The following is a 20056-nucleotide window of genomic DNA, read 5'->3' as shown; positions in this document are numbered from 1 at the left end:
CGACCGGCCGGATCGGCCTGAATCCGTGCCCCACGGTCGCCTTCCCGCACGATCCGGCCCGCAGCGGCCGGCCAGCCTCGCTATACTCTTTCGACTTTCGGCTGAAAGGCCGAACCTTCGCTATACCGATCAAGCAGTTAGCGTCGAAAAGTCATCCACAAGACTAGGATGCGCGCGCGGTCAGGCGACACGCATCGAGCCGAGAACCCATCGCCGCATGCGTCTGTCCACGATCAAGCTGTCCGGTTTCAAATCCTTCGTCGATCCGACCACGCTGCATTTGCCGACCAACATGACCGGCATCGTCGGTCCGAACGGCTGCGGCAAGTCCAACATCATCGACGCCGTGCGCTGGGTCATGGGCGAAAGCTCGGCCAGCCGCCTGCGCGGCGATTCGCTGACCGACGTCATCTTCGCCGGCTCCTCGGCCCGCAAGCCCGTGTCGCAGGCGATGGTCGAGCTGATCTTCGACAACTCCGACCACACCATCACCGGCGAATACGCGGCGTTTAACGAGATCTCGGTCAAGCGCACCGTCAGCCGCGACGGCAGCAACCAGTACTACCTCAACGGCGCCAAGTGTCGCCGTCGCGACATCACCGACCTGTTCCTCGGCACCGGCCTGGGCCCGCGCAGCTACTCGATCATCGAGCAGGGCATGATCTCGCAGGTCATCGAGGCCAAGCCCGAGGAACTGCGCGTCTACCTGGAAGAGGCTGCCGGCATCTCCAAGTACAAGGAACGCCGCAAGGAAACCGAAACGCGCATCCGCCACACGCGCGAGAACCTGGACCGCCTGAACGACCTGCGCGAGGAAGTCGGCAAGCAGCTCGAACACCTCAAGCGCCAGGCGCGACAGGCCGAGCAGTACCAGGCGATCCAGGCCGAACGGAAGGTCAAGGACGCCGAGTGGAAGGCGCTGGAACACCGCGCGCTCGACCAGAAGCTGCAGGGCCAGCGCGAGAAGCTCGCCCAGCAGGAAACCCGCCTGCAGCAGCTCATCGCCGAACAGCGCGAGGCCGAGCGCGAGATCGAAACCGGCCGCGTGAAGCGCGAGGAAGCCGCCGAGGCGCTCAACAAGGCGCAGGCCGCCAGCTATGAAGTCAGCGGCACGCTGGCGCGCATCGAACAGCAGATCCAGCACCAGCGCGAAATGGCCAACCGCCTGCAGAAGGCGCGCGACGAGGCCATGGCCGCGCTGGCCGAACTGGGCCAGCACATCGGCAGCGACCAGTCCAAGCTCGACGTCCTGCGCGCCGCCGTGGCCGAGGCCGAACCGCGCCTGGCGCAGCTGCGCGACGAGGACGGCATGCGCCAGGACACCCTGCGCGAGGCCGAAGCCGCCCTCACCGACTGGCAGCAGCGCTGGGACGCGCACAGCCGCGCGCAGGCCGAGGCCTCGCGTGCCGCGGACGTCGAACGCACCCGCATCGAACACCTCGACCGCCAGGTCCTGGACGCCGATCGCCGTCGCGAAGCGCTGAACAGCGAACGCGCCGGCCTCGACCTGACCGCGCTGTCGGATTCGTTCGCCGAGCTTCAGGAAAAGCACGAAACCCAGAAGTTCTCCATCGACAGCCTCAGCGAGGAGCTGGAGACGCGCAAGGGTGCGCTGGGCGAACTGCAGGAGCAGCAGCGCGCCACGCAGTCCGAACTGGCCGAAGTGCGCAAGCAGGCGCAGGCCGCGCGCGGCCGGCTGTCGTCGCTGGAAACCCTGCAGCACGCCGCGCTTGGCCAGGAGCAGGGCGCCGCGCTGGGCTGGCTGAAGGCGCGCGGGCTCGATTCGGCCACGCGCGTGGGCGAAGCGCTCGACGTCGACGCCGGCTGGGAAAACGCGGTGGAAAGCGCGCTCGGCCAGATGATCGAAGGCGTGCTGGTCGAATCGCCGGAGACGCTGGTGGAAGCCATCGGCGAACTCGGCGAAGGCCGCCTCGCGCTGGTCGATCCGCAGAACGATTCCGCGCAGTTCGCGCCGACGTCGCTCGCTTCGAAGGTGCGCGGGCCGATCGCGATCCGCCGCATCCTCGCGCGCCTGCATGCCGCCGAAGACCTGACCGAAGCGCGCACGCTGCTGCCGCGCCTGGGCGAAGGCGAATCCGTCATCACCCGCACCGGCGAGCGCATCGGCGCCGGCTGGGTGCGCGTGCTGCGTTCCGGCGCCGCCCAGCAGGGCGCGCTGCTGCGCGAACGCGAAATCCAGACGCTGCGCGGCGAGATCGAAACGCTGCTCTCGCGCGAGAAGGAACTCGAATCGCTGCTGGTGCAGCTGCGCGACCGCACGCTCGCCGCCGAGCAGCAGCGCGAGGACGCCCAGCGCACGCTGTACATGGCGCATCGCAGCGTGTCCGAACTCGCCGGCCAGTTGCAGAGCCAGCAGGGTCGCCTCGACAACGCGCGTTCGCGCATCGAGAAGATCGACGCGGAACTGGCCCAGCTCGCGCAGAACCTCGAATCGGCGCAGGACCAGGCTCGCGAGGCGCGCATGCGCCAGGAAGAGGCGGTCATGCGCATGACCGAACTCGAGGACACCCGCCAGGCGCTGGAAAGCGAGCGCCGCAACCTCGGCGAGGCGCGCGATCAGGCCCGCAACATCGCCCGCGAATCGCGCGATACCGCGCATGCGCTGGCGCTCACGCTGGAATCGCAGCGCACGCAGATCGCCGCGCTGGAGCAGGCGCTGTCGCGCATGGGCGGCCAGCGCGGCCAGCTCGACACGCGGCTGGAAGAACTCTCGCTGCAGCTGGCCGAAGGCGACGATCCGGTGTCGACGCTGGAAGAGCAGCGCCAGGTCGCGCTCGAACAGCGCGTGCTCACCGAACAGAACCTCACCGCCGCGCGCACGATGCTCGATGGCATCGACAACGACCTGCGCCGCTTCGAGCAGATCCGCCACCAGCGCGACGACCAGGCGATCCAGCAGCGCGAGGCCATCGGCCAGCGCCGCCTGGAGCAGCAGGCGCTCGTGCTCAAGGCCGAGCAGCTGGCGGCGGCGGTGGCCGAAGCGGGCTTCGTGCTGGAGGACGTGGTCAACACGCTCACCGACGACATGGACCCGCAGGTGTGGGAGCGCACGGTGTCCGAACTGGACGGCAAGCTGCGCCGCCTGGAGCCGGTGAACCTCGCCGCCATCGCCGAACACGCCGAGGCCGAGCAGCGCAAGGAATACCTCGACGCGCAGAACACCGACCTCACCACCGCGCTGGAAACGCTGGAAGAGGCGATCCGCAAGATCGACCGCGAAACCCGCGGCCGCTTCAAGGACACCTTCGACCGGGTCAACAGCGGCGTGCAGGAGCTGTATCCGCGCCTGTTCGGCGGCGGCCACGCGTACCTGGAACTCACCGGCGAGGACCTGCTCGACACCGGCGTGTCGATCATGGCGCGCCCGCCGGGCAAGCGCGTGTCGAACATCTCGCTGCTGTCCGGCGGCGAGAAGGCGATGACCGCCGTGGCGCTGGTGTTCGCGATCTTCCGCCTCAATCCCGCGCCGTTCTGCCTGCTCGACGAGGTCGACGCGCCGCTGGACGAAGCCAACGTCGGCCGCCTCGCGCAGATGGTCAGCGAGATGAGCGAGGCGGTACAGTTCCTCTTCGTCACCCACAACAAGGCGACGATGGAAGCCGCGCACCAGCTCTCCGGCGTGACCATGCGCGAGCCGGGCGTCAGCCGCCTGGTGTCGGTGGACCTGGCGGAAGCCTCGCGCCTGGCAGGCGTTGCGTGACAACATCCGTGATTCGTGATTCGGCATTCGTGATTGGCAAGTGCAAACGCCGGCGCCGCGCTCTTTCCCGAATCACACATCACGAATCACGAATCACGGCCTCCTAGGAGCAAACCAATGTCCGACGTGACCCTGCTGCGGATCGGCATCCTGATCGCCGGCCTGATCCTGATCGCCGCGATCGTGTTCTTCGGCCGTCCGCGCAAGCCGGGACAGGGCAAGCGCGTGCCGCGCGAACCCGCGTCGAGCGCCGGCGCGCCGCGCCAGGAACCGACGTTGGGCGAGCAGATCGAACGCGATGCCGCGCAGGGCGCAGCCGGGTCGACCGCGCAGGCCGAGCTGGAGCTGTTCGACCGCACGCTGGAAGGCGGCGCCAACAGCGAGCTGGGCCGTCGCGTCACCGAGGAGTTCGACAAGATCGTCACTCTCTACCTGGCCGCGCGCGCCGGGCAGAAGCTGCACGGACCGGACATCGTCGTCGCCGCCGAGAAGGCCGGCCTGGTGTACGGTCACATGGGCGTGTTCCACCGCCTGGTCGAGAACCACCCCGAGCGCGGCCCGGTGTTCAGCGTCGCCAACATCATGAAGCCGGGCAGTTTCGACATGGCCTCGATCCAGTCGATGGAAACCCCGGCCATCGCCTTCTTCCTCACGCTGCCCGCGCCGGTGAACGCGCTGGACGCGTGGGAAACCATGCTGCCCACCGCGCAACGCATGGCCGAACTGCTCGACGGTGTGGTCCTGGACGAACAGCGCAACGCGCTGGGCCGCCAGCGCATCGCGCACATCCGCGACGAACTGCGCGCCTACGACCGCCAGCGCGAAGCGCCGCCGCTGACGAAGCCGGCGCGGTGGTGATGTCGCCTTGAGCCCCTCTCCCCGCGGGAGAGGGGTGGGGTGAGGGGCGGGACATGCGAGTCCGCTCGCGCTTGCGATGCACTCATGCGTGCATGCCGAAAGCAAGAATGAGCTTCAGGCACGTGCGGATGTCGTGCAGCCTGGATCCCGGCCTTCGCCGGGATGACGGCGTCGAGGAATGAGCCCGTCGATGCACTCACCGCTACAGCAACGGTGAAGGCTTCCGCCATCACCTCCACACCGCCAAACTATCCGCGTTCCCGCCGGACGACGGCCCAAGGACCGCCACGTGGCCAAGCCTTCCACCCCCGCCGACCGCATCGCCGAACTGCGCCAGCGCATCGACGACGCCAACTACCGCTACTACGTCCTCGACGATCCCTCGATCCCGGACGCCGAATTCGACCGCCTCCTGCGCGAGCTGCAAGCGCTGGAGGCCGAACACCCCGACCTCGTCACGCCCGATTCGCCCACGCAGCGCGTCGGCATCGCGCCGACCGGCACCTTCGCCGAGGTGCGCCACGCGATCCCGATGCTGTCGCTCGGCAACGCCTTCACCGACGAGGAAGTCGCCGACTTCGAGCGCCGCATCGAGGAAAAGCTCGGCCGTCGCGCGCCGAAGTTCTCGGTCGAACCCAAGCTCGACGGCCTGGCCATCAGCCTGCGTTACGAGAACGGCCGCTTCGTGCAGGGCGCCACGCGCGGCGACGGTGCCACCGGCGAGGACGTCACCGCGAACCTGCGCACGATCAAGGCGATCCCGCTGCAGATGCGCGGCAGCGACTGGCCCGCGGTGCTGGAAGTGCGCGGCGAGGTGTACATGCCGCTGGCCGCGTTCAAGGCCTACAACGAACGTGCGGTGAAGGAGGGCGGAAAGGTGCTCGCGAACCCGCGCAACGGCGCCGCCGGTTCGCTGCGGCAGCTCGATCCGCGCGTGACCGCGCAGCGACCGCTCGCGTTCTACGCCTACGCGGTGGGCATCGTCGAAGGCGGCGAACTGCCGCCGACGCATTCGCAGACGCTGGCGAAGCTGCGCGACTGGGGTTTCCCGGTCAGTGCGCTCAACGACGTGGTCGCGGGCGCGGAAGGACTGCTCGGGTACTACAGCGGTATCGGCAAGCAGCGCGAATCGCTGCCGTTCGACATCGACGGTGTCGTCTACAAGCTCGACGACTACGAAGGCCAGCGCGAAATGGGCTTCGTCTCGCGCGCGCCGCGCTGGGCGATCGCGCACAAGTTCCCGGCGCAGGAACAATCGACGGTGCTGGAAGGCATCGACATCCAGATCGGCCGCACCGGCGCGGCGACTCCCGTTGCGCGCCTGAAACCGGTGCAGGTCGCGGGCGTGGTCGTGACCAACGCGACACTGCACAACGCCGACCAGATCGCGCGACTGGACGTGCGCATCGGCGACACGGTGATCGTGCGTCGCGCCGGCGACGTGATTCCCGAAATCGTCCGCGTCGTGCCCGAGTACCGTGACCCGCACGCACCGCAATGGCAGATGCCGACGCAGTGCCCGGTGTGCGGTTCGGAAATCGTGCGCGAGGAAGGCGAAGCCGTGTGGCGCTGCTCGGGCGAGCTGACCTGCGCGGCGCAGCGCAAGGAAGCGATCCGCCACTTCGCTTCACGTCGCGCGATGGACATCGAAGGCCTCGGCGAGCGTTTCATCGAGGATCTTTCGGACCTGGGTTATCTGCAATCCGTCGCCGATCTCTATCGACTAGAACTCGACGACCTGCTCGAAATGAAGCGGCGCGTCGACGAACGCGACGGGACGACGCCGGAGACGGTGAAGTCCGGCAAGGTCGCGACGAAGTGGGCCGAGAACCTCATCGCCGCGATCGACCATAGCCGCAACACCACGCTGGAACGCTTTCTGTACGCGCTCGGCATCCAGCACGTCGGCGAAAGCACGGCGAAGGCGCTGGCGAACTGGTTCGGCGACATCGCGCTGATCCGCCGCCTGCCGTGGCCGCTGTTCAAGCGCGTGCCCGACGTCGGCGGCGAAGTGGCGCGCGCGATCGGGCATTTCTTCGATCAGCCCGGCAACCAGCAGGTGATCGACGACCTGCTCGCGCGCGGCGTGACGATCACCGACACCCACGCGCCCAGCGCGAAGCTGCGCGACGGCCTGGATTTCGCGACGCTGCTGGTCGACCTGGAAATCCCGAAAGTGACGAAGGTGCGCGCGGAGCAACTCGCGACCGCGTTCCCGGACACGCAGGCGCTGCTGGATGCGCCGCAGCACAACTTCGTCACCGCCGGCCTGCCGAACGACACGGCGCAATCGCTCGCCGACTGGCTGGAAGACGAGGAGCACGCGCGGCTGCTCGGTCGCGCGGGCGAATCGCTGGCGCTGCTCGATTCGCTGACGCCGGCAGGCGAATCCGCAGCGACGGGTCCGCTCGACGGCCAGACCGCAGTGCTCACCGGCACGCTGAAGGCGATGGGCCGCGACGAGGCCAAGGCGAAGCTGGAAGCGCTCGGCGCGAAGGTCGCCGGCAGCGTGTCGAAGAAGACCAGCTTCGTCGTCGCCGGCGAAGCGGCGGGTTCCAAACTCGACAAGGCGACCGAACTGGGCGTCGAGATCTGGGACGAAGCGCGGCTGCTCGCGTTCCTCGCGCAGCATGGAGGCTGACCGCATGGGCGACTGGCAACCGTCGGCATCGTTCGATGCCCTGCGCCTGCGCGCACGGCTCAACGCGACCGTGCGCGCATTCTTCGCGCAGCGCGACGTGGTCGAGGTGGAAACGCCGGTGATGTCGATGGCCGGCAACACCGATCCGAACATCGCCTCGTTCCACCTGGAATTCAGTGGCCGGACCGACGGCGCGCCGCGTACGCGCTGGCTGCGCACGTCGCCGGAGTATCCGTTGAAGCGGCTGCTCGCGGCGGGCTTGGGCGACTGCTACGAACTCGGTCGCGTGTTCCGCGATGGCGAAGCGGGCGGTCGCCACAATCCCGAGTTCACGATGCTGGAGTGGTACCGCCTGGGCTGGGATCACACGCGGCTGATCGAGGAAACCGCCGCGCTGGTGCAGGCGGCGCTCGCACTGGTCGGACGCACGGCGACGCTGTCGCGCATCGCGTATCACGATCTGTATCGCGAACGCCTTGGCATCGATCCGGCCACCGCCAGCGACGACGCGCTGCGCGCCGCGCTCGGCGAGGTCGTCATCGATCCGGCGGGCCTGACCCGCGACGACTGGCTCGACCTGTTGATGACGCACCGCCTGCAGCCCTCATTCGGAGCGGACGAACTGCTGGCCGTGTACGACTACCCGGCCTCGCAATGCGCGCTGGCGCGGATCCGCGAGGGCGAGCCGCCGGTCGCCGAGCGGTTCGAGCTCTACCTGGGCCCGCTGGAACTGGCCAACGGCTACCACGAACTCGCCGACGCGGCGGAGCAGGGGGCGCGGTTCGACCGCGACCGGGAGGTCCGGCGCGGACGCGGCGACATCGAACCGCCGCGCGACGAACGCCTGCTAAAGGCGCTGGCCGCCGGCTTCCCTGCCTGCGCGGGCGTCGCGCTCGGCATGGACCGCCTGATGATGGCGATGCTGGGAACCGGTCGCATCGCCGACGTGCTGGCCTTCGACTTTTCGCGTGCCTGATGTCCCGGATTCGCACACCCGCCGACTCTTGATGCCCGTTTACGCATGGACCCTTTACAGTGGCGGTTGGAAGACAGGGGTGCGTGATGCGCGGCTTGGCAGTTTCGGCGTTGCTTGCGGCATGGGCGGTGGTCGTACCCGAGGCGTGGGCGCAGGAAGAAGGCGGGCGTTTCTACGGCGATCGCATCCTGCGCTGCGAGTCCAAGGACGGCGAGGACAACGTCTGCCCGGCCGACGTCCGCGGCGGCGTGCGCCTGCTGCGCACGCTGTCGCGCACCGACTGCGACGAGAACGAGACCTGGGGCGTCGGCGCCGCCGGCGTCTGGGTCAAGGACGGCTGCCGCGCCGACTTCGTCCTCGGGTATGGCGGAAGCGTCGGCAGCGGCTACGGCTCGCGCGTGTTCCGCTGCGAATCCAGGGGCAACCGCTGGACGCACTGCCCGGCCGAAACCCGCGCCGGCGTCGAGCTGATCCGCCAGCTGTCGAAGAACCCCTGCATGCGCGGCCAGAACTGGGGCGCCGACACGCGTGGCGTGTGGGTGTCCGGCGGCTGCCGCGCCGAGTTCCGCATGATGGTCGACGTCGCCAGCGAAACGCCGCGCGAGATCGTGCGCTGCGATTCGGTCGACAAGCGCCCGCGCCATTGCCCGATCGACACCAAGGGCGGCGTGCGGATGTTCCGCCAGCTTTCGCGCGCGGCCTGCATCGAGGGCCGCAGCTGGGGCGTGGACGACAACGGCATCTGGGTCGAGGACGGCTGCCGGGCGGAGTTCGAGATCCACCAGAAGCAGCAGCAATCCGGCGGCTGAACCGCCGTGGGCGGGGCCGCTGCGGTGCGGCGCCCGTTAAGCCTTCCCCATTACGCTGAGACCAATTCTCATCGCACGCAGGGGGCTTCGATGATCGCGAATTCGCTCAGGTGGGTCGGACTGCTGGTCGTGGTCGCGGCCGGCGCGTTGTGGGCGCAGCCCGTGCGGGCGCAGGTCGACGCGAAGCGTTACGGTGCGCGGCAGATGGTGCGCTGCGATTCCAACGACAGCCGCCACCGCTACTGCGCCGCCGACACGCGCGGCGGCGTGCGGCTGGTGCGCCAGTACTCGAAGGCGTCCTGCGTCGAAGGCCGCAGCTGGGGCTACGACCGCGGCGGCATCTGGGTCGATCACGGCTGCCGCGCGGAATTCGTCTCCGGCCGCGGCGGCGGCTGGGCCGGCGGCCGCCAGGGCCGCACCGTGCGCTGCGATTCCAACGACAACCGCTATCGGCAGTGCGCCATTGACGGCCGCGACGCGACGCTGGTTCGCCAGTACTCGAAGTCGGCGTGCATCGAAGGGCGCACGTGGGGCGTCGGGCGCGGCTTCGTATGGGTGAACGACGGCTGCCGCGCCGAGTTCGCCACCGGCGGATATGGCGGTGGCTGGGGCGGCGGCAACGGCGGCGGACACGGCGGCGGCTGGAACAACCCCGGCTGGGGCGGTCCCGCGCAGACGCTCTACTGCGGTTCCGACGAGCACCGCCAGCGCCGCTGCAACGTCACCGTCCGCCGCGACGCGCGCCTGGTGCGGCAGGCGTCGAAGGCCGCGTGCATCGAAGGGCGCAGCTGGGGCTGGGATCGCAACGGCATCTGGGTGAGCAACGGGTGCCGGGGGGATTTCCAGGTGCAGTAGGCGCGCGCGGGAACGAGAAACGGGAAGGGCGTGCTGACGCACTCGTTCCTCCTTCACTCGTTCCCCGCTTCCTCCCTCGTCCCTCGTTCGAAACATCGGCGCTGTAAACTCGCCGGATGAACACCAACGCCATCGATTTCGACCGCTACGACCGCATCCGTCCGATCCGCTGGACCGGGCAGGCCCTGGAACTGCTCGACCAGCGCAAGCTGCCGTTCGTGGTCGAGTACGTCACCTGCGCCGACAGCGACGCCGTCGCCGAGGCGATCCACGCGCTGACCGTGCGCGGCGCGCCTGCCATCGGCATCGCCGCGGCATGGGGCGTGGTGCTTGCCTCGCGCACGATCGAAGCGAACGATGGACGCGACGCGGTCGCGAAGCTCGAACCGGCGATGCAGCGCCTTAATGCCGCGCGTCCGACCGCGGTGAACCTCGCCTGGGCGCTGGCGCGCATGCGCCGCGTCCTCGCCGCCGCCGGCGCGGACTGGCGCGAAGTGCTCGAACGCGAGGCGCAGGCCATCGCCGACGAGGACCTCGCCGCGAATCGCCGCATGGGCGCGCTGGGCGCCGCGCTGATTCCGCCGGGCAGCGGCGTGCTCACGCATTGCAACACCGGCTCGCTCGCCACCGCCGGTTTCGGCACCGCGCTCGGCGTGATCCGCGCCGGCGTCGCCGAAGGCCGCATCGACAAGGTGTTCGCCGGCGAAACCCGCCCGTGGCTGCAGGGCGCGCGCCTGACCGTGTGGGAACTCCAGCAGGACGGCATCTCGCCCACGCTGATCGCCGACGCCGCCGCCTCGCACCTGATGAAGTCCGGCGACGTGCAGTGGGTGGTCGTCGGCGCGGATCGCATCTGCGCCAACGGCGACACCGCCAACAAGATCGGCACCTACCAGCTCGCCATCGCCGCACGCCACCACGGCCTGAAGTTCATGGTCGTCGCGCCGTCCTCCACGGTCGACATGGAAACGCCGTCCGGCGATGCAATCCACATCGAGGAGCGCGACCCCGGCGAGCTGTTCGCCGTCGGCGGCATGCGCACGGCGGCGGAGGAAATCGGCGCGTGGAATCCGGTCTTCGACGTGACGCCGCATGAGCTGATCGACGCCATCGTGACCGAGCGCGGCGTAATCGAGCGGCCGGACGAAGCGGCGATGAGGGCGGCTTTCGGCTGATCCCCGCAGAACCCCTCTCCCGACGGGAGAGGGGCTGGGGCCAGGGCAACGGGGCCCGGGGCGTACCGATCGCAATGCGCGGCAATCCGCATTGCCGCCCCGCACCTCGCAAGCCGCCAGCGCACCCGGAAAACGCACGTAATTTTCCCGCAAGTCCTTGTTTCTGGTCAGGAATCGGCGGGACTCGGAACCCCATTCCGTGCTATCATTTCCTGTCGATCCGACACCGCCCGCAGCGGACTGGAACGCCAGCCCGCAAGGGGTGTTTTGCGGCTGAAACATCGCGCTGAGTGAACCGCCGGTTCAGCCGCGCGCAAACCACCAAACACGGAAACCCGATGGCCGAACTCGCCAAGGAAATCATCCCGGTCAACCTCGAAGACGAGATGCGCCGCAGCTACCTCGATTACGCGATGAGCGTGATCGTCGGACGCGCGCTCCCGGACGCGCGCGACGGCCTCAAGCCGGTGCACCGCCGCGTGCTGTACGCGATGAATGAACTGGGCGCGCACAGCAACAAGCCGTATTACAAGTCGGCGCGTATCGTCGGTGACGTCATCGGTAAGTACCACCCGCACGGCGACACGGCCGTGTACGACACGCTGGTACGCATGGCGCAGCCGTTCTCGCTGCGCTACATGCTGGTGGACGGGCAGGGCAACTTCGGTTCGATCGACGGCGACAACGCCGCGGCCATGCGATACACCGAGGCGCGCATGTCGCGCATCGCGCATGAGCTGATGGCCGACATCGACAAGGAAACCGTCGATTTCCAGCCCAACTACGACGAAAAGGAACTCGAGCCCACCGTCATGCCGACGCGTGTGCCGAACCTGCTGGTCAACGGTTCGGCCGGCATCGCGGTCGGCATGGCGACGAACATCCCGCCGCACAATCTTTCCGAAGTGATCGACGCGACGATCGCGCTGATCGACGAGCCGACGATCGACGTCGACGGCCTGCTGCAGTACATCCCGGGCCCGGATTTCCCGACCGCCGGCATCATCAACGGCACCGCCGGCATCACCGCCGCGTACCGCACCGGTCGCGGTCGCGTGCGCATGCGTGCGCGCGCGGAAGTCGAAGTGGCCGACAACGGCCGCGAGGCGATCGTCGTCACCGAAATTCCCTACCAGGTCAACAAGGCGCGTCTGATCGAGAAAATCGCCGAGCTGGTCAAGGAAAAGAAGCTCGAAGGCATCAGCGAGCTGCGCGACGAGTCCGACAAGGACGGCATGCGCATCTACATCGAGGTCAAGCGCGGCGAATCGGCGGAGGTCGTGCTCAACAACCTCTACCAGCAGACGCAGATGGAGTCGGTGTTCGGCATCAACATGGTCGCCATCGTCGATGGCCGGCCGAAGCTGCTGAACCTGAAGGAGATGCTGGAAGTCTTCGTCAAGCATCGCCGCGAAGTCGTCACCCGCCGCACCATCTTCGAACTGCGCAAGGCGCGTCAGCGCGCGCATGTTTTGGAAGGTTTGACGGTCGCGCTCGCGAACATCGACGAGATGATCGAGCTGATCAAGACCTCGGCGAATCCGAACGAAGCGCGCGACCGCATGCTCTCGCGTACGTGGGAGCCGGGCCTGGTCGGCGCGCTGCTGGCCGCGGCCGGCAGCGATGCGTCGCGTCCGGAAGACCTGCCGCAGGGCGTGGGTCTCATCGACGGCCGCTACCAGCTGACCGAAACGCAGGCGCAGCAGATCCTGGAAATGCGCCTGCACCGCCTGACCGGACTGGAGCAGGACAAGCTCACCGACGAATACAAGCAACTGCTGGAAACCATCCGCGGGCTGATCGAGATCCTCGAGGATCCGAACGTGCTGCTGGAGGTGATCCGCACCGAGCTTCGCAACGTCAAGGAAGAATTCGGCGACGCGCGCCGCAGCGAGATCCGCGCCAGCGAGGAAGACCTCGACATCCTCGACCTCATCGCGCCGGAAGACGTGGTGGTCACGCTGTCGCATTCGGGTTACGCCAAGCGCCAGCCGGTCAGCACATATCGTGCGCAGAAGCGCGGCGGCAAGGGGCGCAACGCGGCCTCGACGAAGGACGAGGATTTCATCGACCACCTGTGGCTGGTGAACACGCACGACACGCTGCTGACCTTCACCAGCGCCGGTCGCGTGTTCTGGCTGCCGGTGCACCAGCTGCCCGACGCCGGCCCGAACGCGCGCGGCCGTCCGATCATCAACTGGATCCCGCTGGAGAACGGCGAGCAGGTGCAGGCCGTGCTGCCGGTGCGCGAGTACGCCGAGAACTGCTTCGTGTTCTTCGCCACGCGCAACGGCACGGTCAAGAAGACGCCGCTCACCGAGTTCGCCTTCCGCCTGCAGCGCGGCAAGATCGCGATCAACCTCGATGACGGCGACGCGCTGGTGGACGTCGCGATGACCGACGGCCAGCGCGACATCATGCTGTTCGCGAGCAACGGCAAGGCCGTGCGCTTCTCGGAGGACGCGGTGCGTTCGATGGGCCGCACCGCCACCGGCGTGCGCGGCATCCGCCTGGCCGAAGGCGAGGAGGGCGATGATGGCGACGACAACGGTGGCAAGAACACCAGCGGCGCTTACGTCGTCAGCCTGATCGTCGTCGAAGGCGATGGCGACATCCTCACCGCCAGCGAACGCGGCTACGGCAAGCGCACGGCGCTGGAGGAATACCCGCGCAAGGGTCGCGGCGGCCAGGGCGTGATCGCGCTCAAGACCACCGAGCGCAACGGCAAGCTGATCGGCGCCGTGCAGCTGTCGGATCACCACGACGTGCTGCTGATTTCCGACGGCGGTACGCTGGTGCGTACGCGCGCGGCGGAGATCTCGCAGGTCGGCCGCAACACGCAGGGCGTCACCTTGATGCGCCTGTCGCCGGAGGAAAGCCTGCAGACGATCGAACGCGTGGACGCGTCGCTCGACGAGGACGAGGAGAACGGCGGCGAATCGCCGGTCGATACCGGTCCGGTCGACGGCGCATCGGATGAGGCTTCGACGGAAGCGGATTCGCCCGTCGCGGGCTGACCGGAGTCGTTCCGCTGAACGAAAACGCCGCCTTCGGGCGGCGTTTTCGTTTGGATTCCAGGCAGTTGCGGGCGATCAGGCCAGCACCCGCACCGCATCCCCGCGCCGGACCACGCCCGGCGAGCGCGGAATCAGATGGCGCCCGAACGTCACGCCGACGTCGAACCGCCGATAGCCGGTCAGCGTCTTCAACGGCTGTCCCTCGTCCGACTTGCGCCCGGTCAAGGGATCGACGTTGACGAAGTTGCAGCGCGTGCAGGGCTTGGCGACGTCGAACTCCACCTCGCCGATCGCGATGCGCGTCCACGCGTCCTCGGCGTGCGGTGCATCGACATCGACCACCAGGTTCGGACGGAAACGCAGCATCGACACGGGCGTTTCGAGCTTCGAATTGAGGAGCGCCAGCGAGCCGCGGCCCAGCAGCATCACCGGGAAACTGTCCGCGAACCCGACGACGTCGCCTTCGCGCGCGAACGCCGGATCGACCTGTCGCCGCACCGACTCGTCCATGTACACCAGCCGCGCGACGATGCCCAGGTAACGGCCCAGCCATTGCGCCGCCTCGGTGGATGCGTGCACGGCATCGACGGGCTTCTTCCAGATCTCGACCGTCGCGTGCTCCATGGACGACGGGATCGCCACGTGCAGCGAGGGCATGCCCGGCGCATCGAGCGTCAGCCCGCCCGCGACCGGCTGCGCGCGGATGAGCGTGAGTTCGGGGAACTGGCGCCCGGTGATGAAGCGTCCGTCGCCATCGACGATCATCCAGCGCCGGTCTCCGGCGAGCCCGCGCGCTTCGACCCGTGCCTCGTCCAGCGCCACCGGCGCGCAGGACTTGACCGGATACAGGTACAGATCGCTCAGCTTCATGGCGGTACGGAGTGGGAAGAAGCCTCATCGTGACCGCACCGCGTGTCGTGGTAAAGGAGACGATTGCCGGGGGAGCCGTGGCCCTGCCGGTTGGCGTGCCGCACCGTCCTGCCGACGTCGCGCTTCGCTTCTATACTCGCGGCCAAACCTGGGGAGATCGCATGAAGCGCGCAGCGGAGGGATTCGTTCGAGCGGGCCGGAACCGTGTCCTGTGGACGCGCTGGTTCATGTTCGCCGGGCTCGCATTGATGACGCTGGCCGGCTGCAGGCGCGACGCCGACGGCCAGCTTCCGGCGCCTAGCGGCGAGGCGATCCAGGCGAAGGCCGAAGCGGTGAAGGGCTTCGTCCTCGTCGCCGCGTACCCGGACCAGAAGGGCGACGAGCAGCTCGCCATCGCGCTGGAATTCAGCAAGCCGCTGGTGGGCACCCAGTCGTTCGACGAACTGATCGCGGTGACCGACAACAACGGCGCCGTCGTCAAGGGCAGCTGGGTGCTGTCGGACGACGCGAAGCTGCTGCGCTTCCCGCACGTGGATGCCAGCCGCGAGTACGCGGTGGCCATCAAGGCGGGGCTGACCGCCGCCTCGGGCGAGCGGCTCGCCGGTCCCGTCAGCAGACAGGTCTACACCGGGCCGCTGGATCCCGTCGTCGGCTTCGCCTCGCAGGGCAGCGTCCTGCCGGCGCGCGAGAGTCGCGGCCTGCCGGTGGTGTCGGTCAACGTGCCGGAAGTGGACGTCGAATTCCTGCGCGTGCGCGAGAAGGAACTGCCGAAGTTCTTCGCCGAATACCAGCGCGGCGGCCGTCGCGGCAGCTGGGAACTGGGCAGCGAATACAGCGACAAGACGCCGCTGGACCGCCTCGCCGATCCGGTCTACGTGAACCGCTTCGTGCTCGGCGGCAAGCGCAACGAACGCGTGCTCACCTACCTGCCGGTGCAGGACATCAAGGAACTGCAGGAACCCGGCCTGTACTTCGCGGTGATGAAGCGCGCCGGCCAGTTCCAGGACCAGTACGAGACCGCGTTCTTCACCGTGAGCGACCTCGGCCTGCACGTGCGCGCCTACCAGGACTCGCTGTTCGTGCATGCCGCGTCGTTGCAGTCCGGCGCGGCGGTGTCCGGCGTGGAACTGCGCATCCTGGATTCGCGCGGCGAGCCGGTGCTGAAGGCCGAAACCGACGGCAACGGCAACGCGCTGGTGAAGTACCGGCTCGACGCGACCTACGTGCTGGTGGCGAGCAAGGGCCGCGACGTGTCGATGCTGCCGTTCAACCAGCCGGCGCTGGACCTGTCGGAGTTCGCGGTCAACGGGCGCGAACAGGCGTGGTTCGACGTGTTCGCCTGGTCCGGGCGGGATCTGTACCGCCCGGGCGAAACGGTGCGCGTCTCGGCGCTCCTGCGCGACCAGGACGGCCAGCCCGTCGCGAAGGCCGGCAAGCCGACGCAGCCGGTGTTCCTGCGCTACGTGCAGCCCGACGGCAAGACGTTCCTGGAAACACGCCTGCAACCCGATGTGCAGGGCTACGTGCGTCATGCGCAGGTGATTCCGGCGGACGCGGCGACCGGCCGCTGGCGCGTGGAATTCCGTACCGATCCGGGCAGCAAGGACGCGGTGCAGGGCATGACCCTGCGGGTGGAGGAATTCCTGCCCGAACGCCTCAAGCTCGACCTCGACGCGCAAGCCGTCCTCAAGCCAGGCGAACCGCTGAAGCTGCGCGTGGACGGCGCCTATCTCTACGGCGCGCCCGCGGCGGGCAACCGCTTCACGGCGAAGCTCGCGGTGGCGGTCGAACAGCATCCGCTCGAACAACTGCCCGGCTGGTTCTTCGGCGATCCCACGCTGACCTTGCCGAAGGAAGCGGCCGACGTCGTGGACGCCACACTCGACGCGCAGGGGCGGCTCGCGCAGGACATTGCTTTGCCGGCCGAAGCCACGCCGACCAGCACCATCGCCGCGATCCTCACCGGCAGCGTGTACGAAACCGGCGGGCGCAGCGTCAATCGCAGCCTCAAGCGCGTGCTGTGGCCGGCCGACGCGCTGGTCGGCGTGCGCCCGCTGTTCGACGACAAGGAAGGCAGCAATGCGAACGCGACGGCCGGTTTCGAAATCGGCCGCTACGGCAGCGACGCCCGGCCGCGTCCGGCGAAGGCGCTGCGCGTGACGCTGGTGCGCGAGCATCGCGACTACCACTGGAACCACGGCGACGACGGCTGGGATTACGACTTCACCCGCCGTTACGAGGACATCGAAACGCGCACCGTCGACGTCGGCGGTTCCGCGACGCGGGTCGATTTCCCGGTGGAATGGGGCGATTACCGCCTCGATGTGTTCGATCCGGCGACCAGGCTCACCACGCGTTATCCGTTCACCGCCGGCTGGAGCTGGAGCGACGACAACCGCGGCCTCGATGCGCGTCCGGACAAGGTCAAGCTCGCGCTCGACAAGACGTCCTACCGCGCCGGCGACACGCTCAAGGTCACGTTGACGCCGCCGCATGCGGGCAAGGGCCTGCTGATGGTCGAGACCGACCGCATGCTCTACGTGCAGGACATCGACGCCAAGGCGGGCAGCACGTTCGAGGTTCCCGTTACGAAGGACTGGGAGCGCCACGACGTGTACGTCACCGCGCTGGTGTTCCGTGGCGGCAGTGCGCCGAGCAGGATCACGCCGGCGCGTGCGGTGGGCGTGGCGTTCGTGCCGATGGACCGTCGCGATCGCAAGATCGCCGTGGGCCTGTCCGTACCGAAACAGATGCAGCCCGAACGCGAACTGCCGGTCACGGTGAGCGCGCCGCAGCTCGCCGGGCAAGACGCGTTCGTCACCGTGTCGGCGGTGGACGTGGGCATCCTCAACATCACGCGTTTCCCGGTGCCCGACGCCGCATCGCATTTCTTCGCGCAGCGCCGCCTCGGCGTGGACGCCTACGACGTCTACGGCCGCGTGATCGAAAGCTTCGAAGGCGACATGGCCAGGATCCGCTTCGGCGGCGACATGGCGCTGGCCGCGTTGCCGCAGGCGCGGCGTCCGACCGCGAAGGTGCAGACGGTCGATCTGTTCGCGGGGCCCGTGAAGCTCGATGCGAAGGGCAACGCGCGCGTGCGGCTGACGGTGCCGGACTTCAACGGCACGTTGCGCGTGTCGGCGATGGTCTATTCGGCCGACAAGTACGGCAGCCGCGCGGCGGAAACCATCGTGCGCGCGCCGGTGCTGGCCGAAGCGAGCCTGCCGCGCGTGCTCGCGCCGGGCGACAGGAGCAACGTCACGCTCGACGTGCAGAACTTCACCGGCCGCGCCGGCACGTTCAAGGTGCAGGTGACGGGCGAGGGCCCGATCGCCGTCGCCGATGGCACGCGCACCGCGCAGCTCGCTGCGGAAGCGAAGACCACCTACACCTTCCCCTTGCAGGCGCGCGCCGGCATGACCGTCGCGCGGGTCCGCGTACGCGTGGACGGCAACGGCGTGAAGGTGGATCGCCGCTACGACCTGCCGGTGAGGCCGGCGTGGCCATCGGTGGTGCGCGCACGCACGAAGGTGCTGGATTCGCTCGGCGCGATCGCGCTCGATGAGGCGCTCGCCGACGGCCTCATGCCCGAATCCGTCAACGCGCGCCTGTCGGTCAGCGCCTTGCCGCCGATCCCGTTCGCCACCGCGTTGCAGGGCGCGCTGGAATATCCGTACGGCTGCGCGGAGCAGACCACGAGCAAGGGCTTCGCCGCGCTGGAACTCGACGATGCCACGGCGAAGATGCTCGGCACGACGGGCCTCGATGCGGCGAAGCGTCGCGCACGCATGGAAGGCGCGTTCGGCCGGCTGGCGGCGATGCAGATCGGCTCGGGCCATTTCTCGATGTGGGGCGATGGGGATTACGTCAACCCGCTGATCACGCCGTATGTCGTGGAGTTCCTGCTCGACGCGCGCCAAGCCGGCTTCGCCGTGCCCGACGCGATGCTGCAGAAGGCGCTGAAGGTGCTCAACGAGGACCTGCTGTCCGGCGGTTCGCCGTTCTTCGGCTACGACCGGCGCCAACACCTCAAGTTCGCCTACCAGGCCTACGCCGGCTACGCGCTCGCGCGCGTCAACCGCGCGCCGCTGGGCACGCTGCGCGCGCTGTACGACAACGAGCGCAAGCAGAGCCTCACCGGCCTGCCGCTGGTGCACCTGGGCATCGCGCTGTCGTTGCAGGGCGACAAGGCGCGCGGTGCGAAGGCGATCGCCGAAGGCTTCGCACACGATGCAGCGGATCGTCCCGAGTACCTCGGCGATTACGGCAGCCGCCTGCGTGACGATGCGCTGATGATCGCGCTGGTGCACGAGCACAAGCTGGCGAAGCCGGAATTCGACGCGCGCGCGGTGGATCTCGGCCGCGAACTGGACGCGCGCCGCAATCGCGGCTGGCTGTGGCTGAGCACGCAGGAACAGGTCGCCATCGCGCGCCTGGGCAAGGCGCTGACGGCGGAGCAGGGCAGGCAGGTGTCGGGCGAATGGAAGGTCGGCGATGCGTCCAGCGACGCGGGTCCGGCGCGGCTGATCGGCCGCCTGTTCGACGCCGCCGCCGTCGCGCGCGGCGTGAGCTTCACGCCGAAGGGCGAGCCGCCGTTGTATGCGAGTTTCGAAGTCGCCGGCGTGCCCCGCACGGCACCGGCGCCGGAGAACTCCGTCATCGACGTCGTCCGCAAGTACTACGCCGCCGACGGCACGCCGTGGGCCGGCGGCGCGCTGGCCGAAGGCGACGCGCTGATCGTGCAGGTCAACGTGCGCGCGAGCCGGCCGATGCCCGACGCGCTGCTCACCGACCTGCTGCCGGCGGGGCTGGAGATCGAGAACTTCAATCTCGGCGACGGCAAGCAGTGGGCCGGCGTGGTCATCGACGGCATCGAGCTGAGCGATCGCGACGATGCCGCAGAAGTGCGCCACGAGGAATTCCGCGACGACCGCTACGTGGCCGCGCTGAAGCTCGACGTGGGCGACACGGCGCGCGTGTTCTACCTGGTGCGCGCGGTGACGCCGGGCACGTACACGGTGCCGCCGTCGCTGGTGGAGGACATGTACCGGCCGGAGCTGCGCGGCGTCGGCAAGGTCGCGCCGGCGACGCTGACGGTGGTGCAGCCGGGAGGGAAGTGAGGTTCGAAGTGAAG

At 68.6% G+C, this 20056-nt stretch carries 10 protein-coding genes; 9 read left to right on the top strand and 1 reads right to left on the bottom strand.

Features of this window, described 5'->3' with window-relative positions; translation table 11 throughout:
* The first annotated feature begins 217 nt into the window (after positions 1–217).
* The 8 genes from smc (at position 218) to gyrA (ending at position 14052) form a co-directional block, all read left to right on the top strand.
* Positions 218–3721 carry a chromosome segregation protein SMC gene (gene smc, locus I4U41_RS01330; RefSeq protein ID WP_206859022.1) on the top strand — a complete coding sequence of 1168 codons (3504 nt, stop codon included), beginning with the start codon at positions 218–220 and terminating at the stop codon, positions 3719–3721.
* Between the two features lie 117 nt (positions 3722–3838).
* Positions 3839–4579 (top strand): cell division protein ZipA, encoded by a 741-nt coding sequence (gene zipA, locus I4U41_RS01325; protein ID WP_206859015.1) that lies wholly within the window; start codon positions 3839–3841, stop codon positions 4577–4579.
* 289 nt (positions 4580–4868) lie between these two features.
* Positions 4869–7220, top strand: coding sequence for an NAD-dependent DNA ligase LigA (ligA, locus tag I4U41_RS01320; RefSeq protein WP_320415123.1), 2352 nt, complete (start codon positions 4869–4871; stop codon positions 7218–7220).
* Positions 7221–7224: 4 nt separating this feature from the next.
* The gene (epmA, locus tag I4U41_RS01315) at positions 7225–8196 is read left to right on the top strand and encodes an EF-P lysine aminoacylase EpmA (protein ID WP_242524939.1); all 972 of its coding nucleotides are present in this window, start codon (positions 7225–7227) and stop codon (positions 8194–8196) included.
* Between the two features lie 86 nt (positions 8197–8282).
* Complete coding sequence (locus I4U41_RS01310) at positions 8283–9005, top strand: DUF3011 domain-containing protein (RefSeq protein WP_206859013.1); 723 nt, start codon at positions 8283–8285, stop codon at positions 9003–9005.
* A gap of 90 nt (positions 9006–9095) precedes the next feature.
* Positions 9096–9860 (top strand): DUF3011 domain-containing protein, encoded by a 765-nt coding sequence (locus tag I4U41_RS01305; RefSeq protein WP_206859012.1) that lies wholly within the window; start codon positions 9096–9098, stop codon positions 9858–9860.
* A 116-nt stretch (positions 9861–9976) separates the two neighbouring features.
* Positions 9977–11035, top strand: coding sequence for an S-methyl-5-thioribose-1-phosphate isomerase (mtnA, locus tag I4U41_RS01300; RefSeq protein WP_206859009.1), 1059 nt, complete (start codon positions 9977–9979; stop codon positions 11033–11035).
* A 338-nt stretch (positions 11036–11373) separates the two neighbouring features.
* Positions 11374–14052, top strand: coding sequence for a DNA gyrase subunit A (gyrA, locus tag I4U41_RS01295; protein ID WP_206859008.1), 2679 nt, complete (start codon positions 11374–11376; stop codon positions 14050–14052).
* Between the two features lie 75 nt (positions 14053–14127).
* On the opposite strand, the gene I4U41_RS01290 is transcribed toward gyrA, so the two are convergent.
* On the bottom strand, positions 14128–14922 hold the full coding sequence (locus I4U41_RS01290) for an MOSC domain-containing protein (RefSeq protein WP_206859007.1): 795 nt from the start codon (positions 14920–14922) through the stop codon (positions 14128–14130).
* 227 nt (positions 14923–15149) lie between these two features.
* Here I4U41_RS01290 and I4U41_RS01285 point away from each other — a divergent pair, with 227 nt between their 5' ends.
* A complete protein-coding gene (locus I4U41_RS01285; RefSeq protein WP_242524956.1) occupies positions 15150–20042 on the top strand; it encodes an alpha-2-macroglobulin family protein in 4893 nt (1630 codons plus the stop codon).
* Positions 20043–20056: the final 14 nt, after the last annotated feature.

It is taken from the genome of Lysobacter changpingensis, assembly GCF_017308985.1.
Classification (GTDB): domain Bacteria; phylum Pseudomonadota; class Gammaproteobacteria; order Xanthomonadales; family Xanthomonadaceae; genus Lysobacter_J; species Lysobacter_J changpingensis.
Note: the sequence above shows the minus strand (reverse complement) of the source record. Positions and strands in the feature narration are given on the sequence as shown.

What these genes read in the sequence shown, in the direction of transcription:
- smc (WP_206859022.1), top strand. Translation starts at nt 218, where the DNA reads ATGCGTCTGTCCACGATCAAGCTGTCCGGTTTCAAATCCTTCGTCGAT.
- zipA (WP_206859015.1), top strand. Translation starts at nt 3,839, where the DNA reads ATGTCCGACGTGACCCTGCTGCGGATCGGCATCCTGATCGCCGGCCTG.
- epmA (WP_242524939.1), top strand. Translation starts at nt 7,225, where the DNA reads ATGGGCGACTGGCAACCGTCGGCATCGTTCGATGCCCTGCGCCTGCGC.
- I4U41_RS01310 (WP_206859013.1), top strand. Translation starts at nt 8,283, where the DNA reads ATGCGCGGCTTGGCAGTTTCGGCGTTGCTTGCGGCATGGGCGGTGGTC.
- I4U41_RS01305 (WP_206859012.1), top strand. Translation starts at nt 9,096, where the DNA reads ATGATCGCGAATTCGCTCAGGTGGGTCGGACTGCTGGTCGTGGTCGCG.
- mtnA (WP_206859009.1), top strand. Translation starts at nt 9,977, where the DNA reads ATGAACACCAACGCCATCGATTTCGACCGCTACGACCGCATCCGTCCG.
- gyrA (WP_206859008.1), top strand. Translation starts at nt 11,374, where the DNA reads ATGGCCGAACTCGCCAAGGAAATCATCCCGGTCAACCTCGAAGACGAG.
- I4U41_RS01290 (WP_206859007.1), bottom strand. Translation starts at nt 14,922, where the DNA reads ATGAAGCTGAGCGATCTGTACCTGTATCCGGTCAAGTCCTGCGCGCCG.
- I4U41_RS01285 (WP_242524956.1), top strand. Translation starts at nt 15,150, where the DNA reads ATGTTCGCCGGGCTCGCATTGATGACGCTGGCCGGCTGCAGGCGCGAC.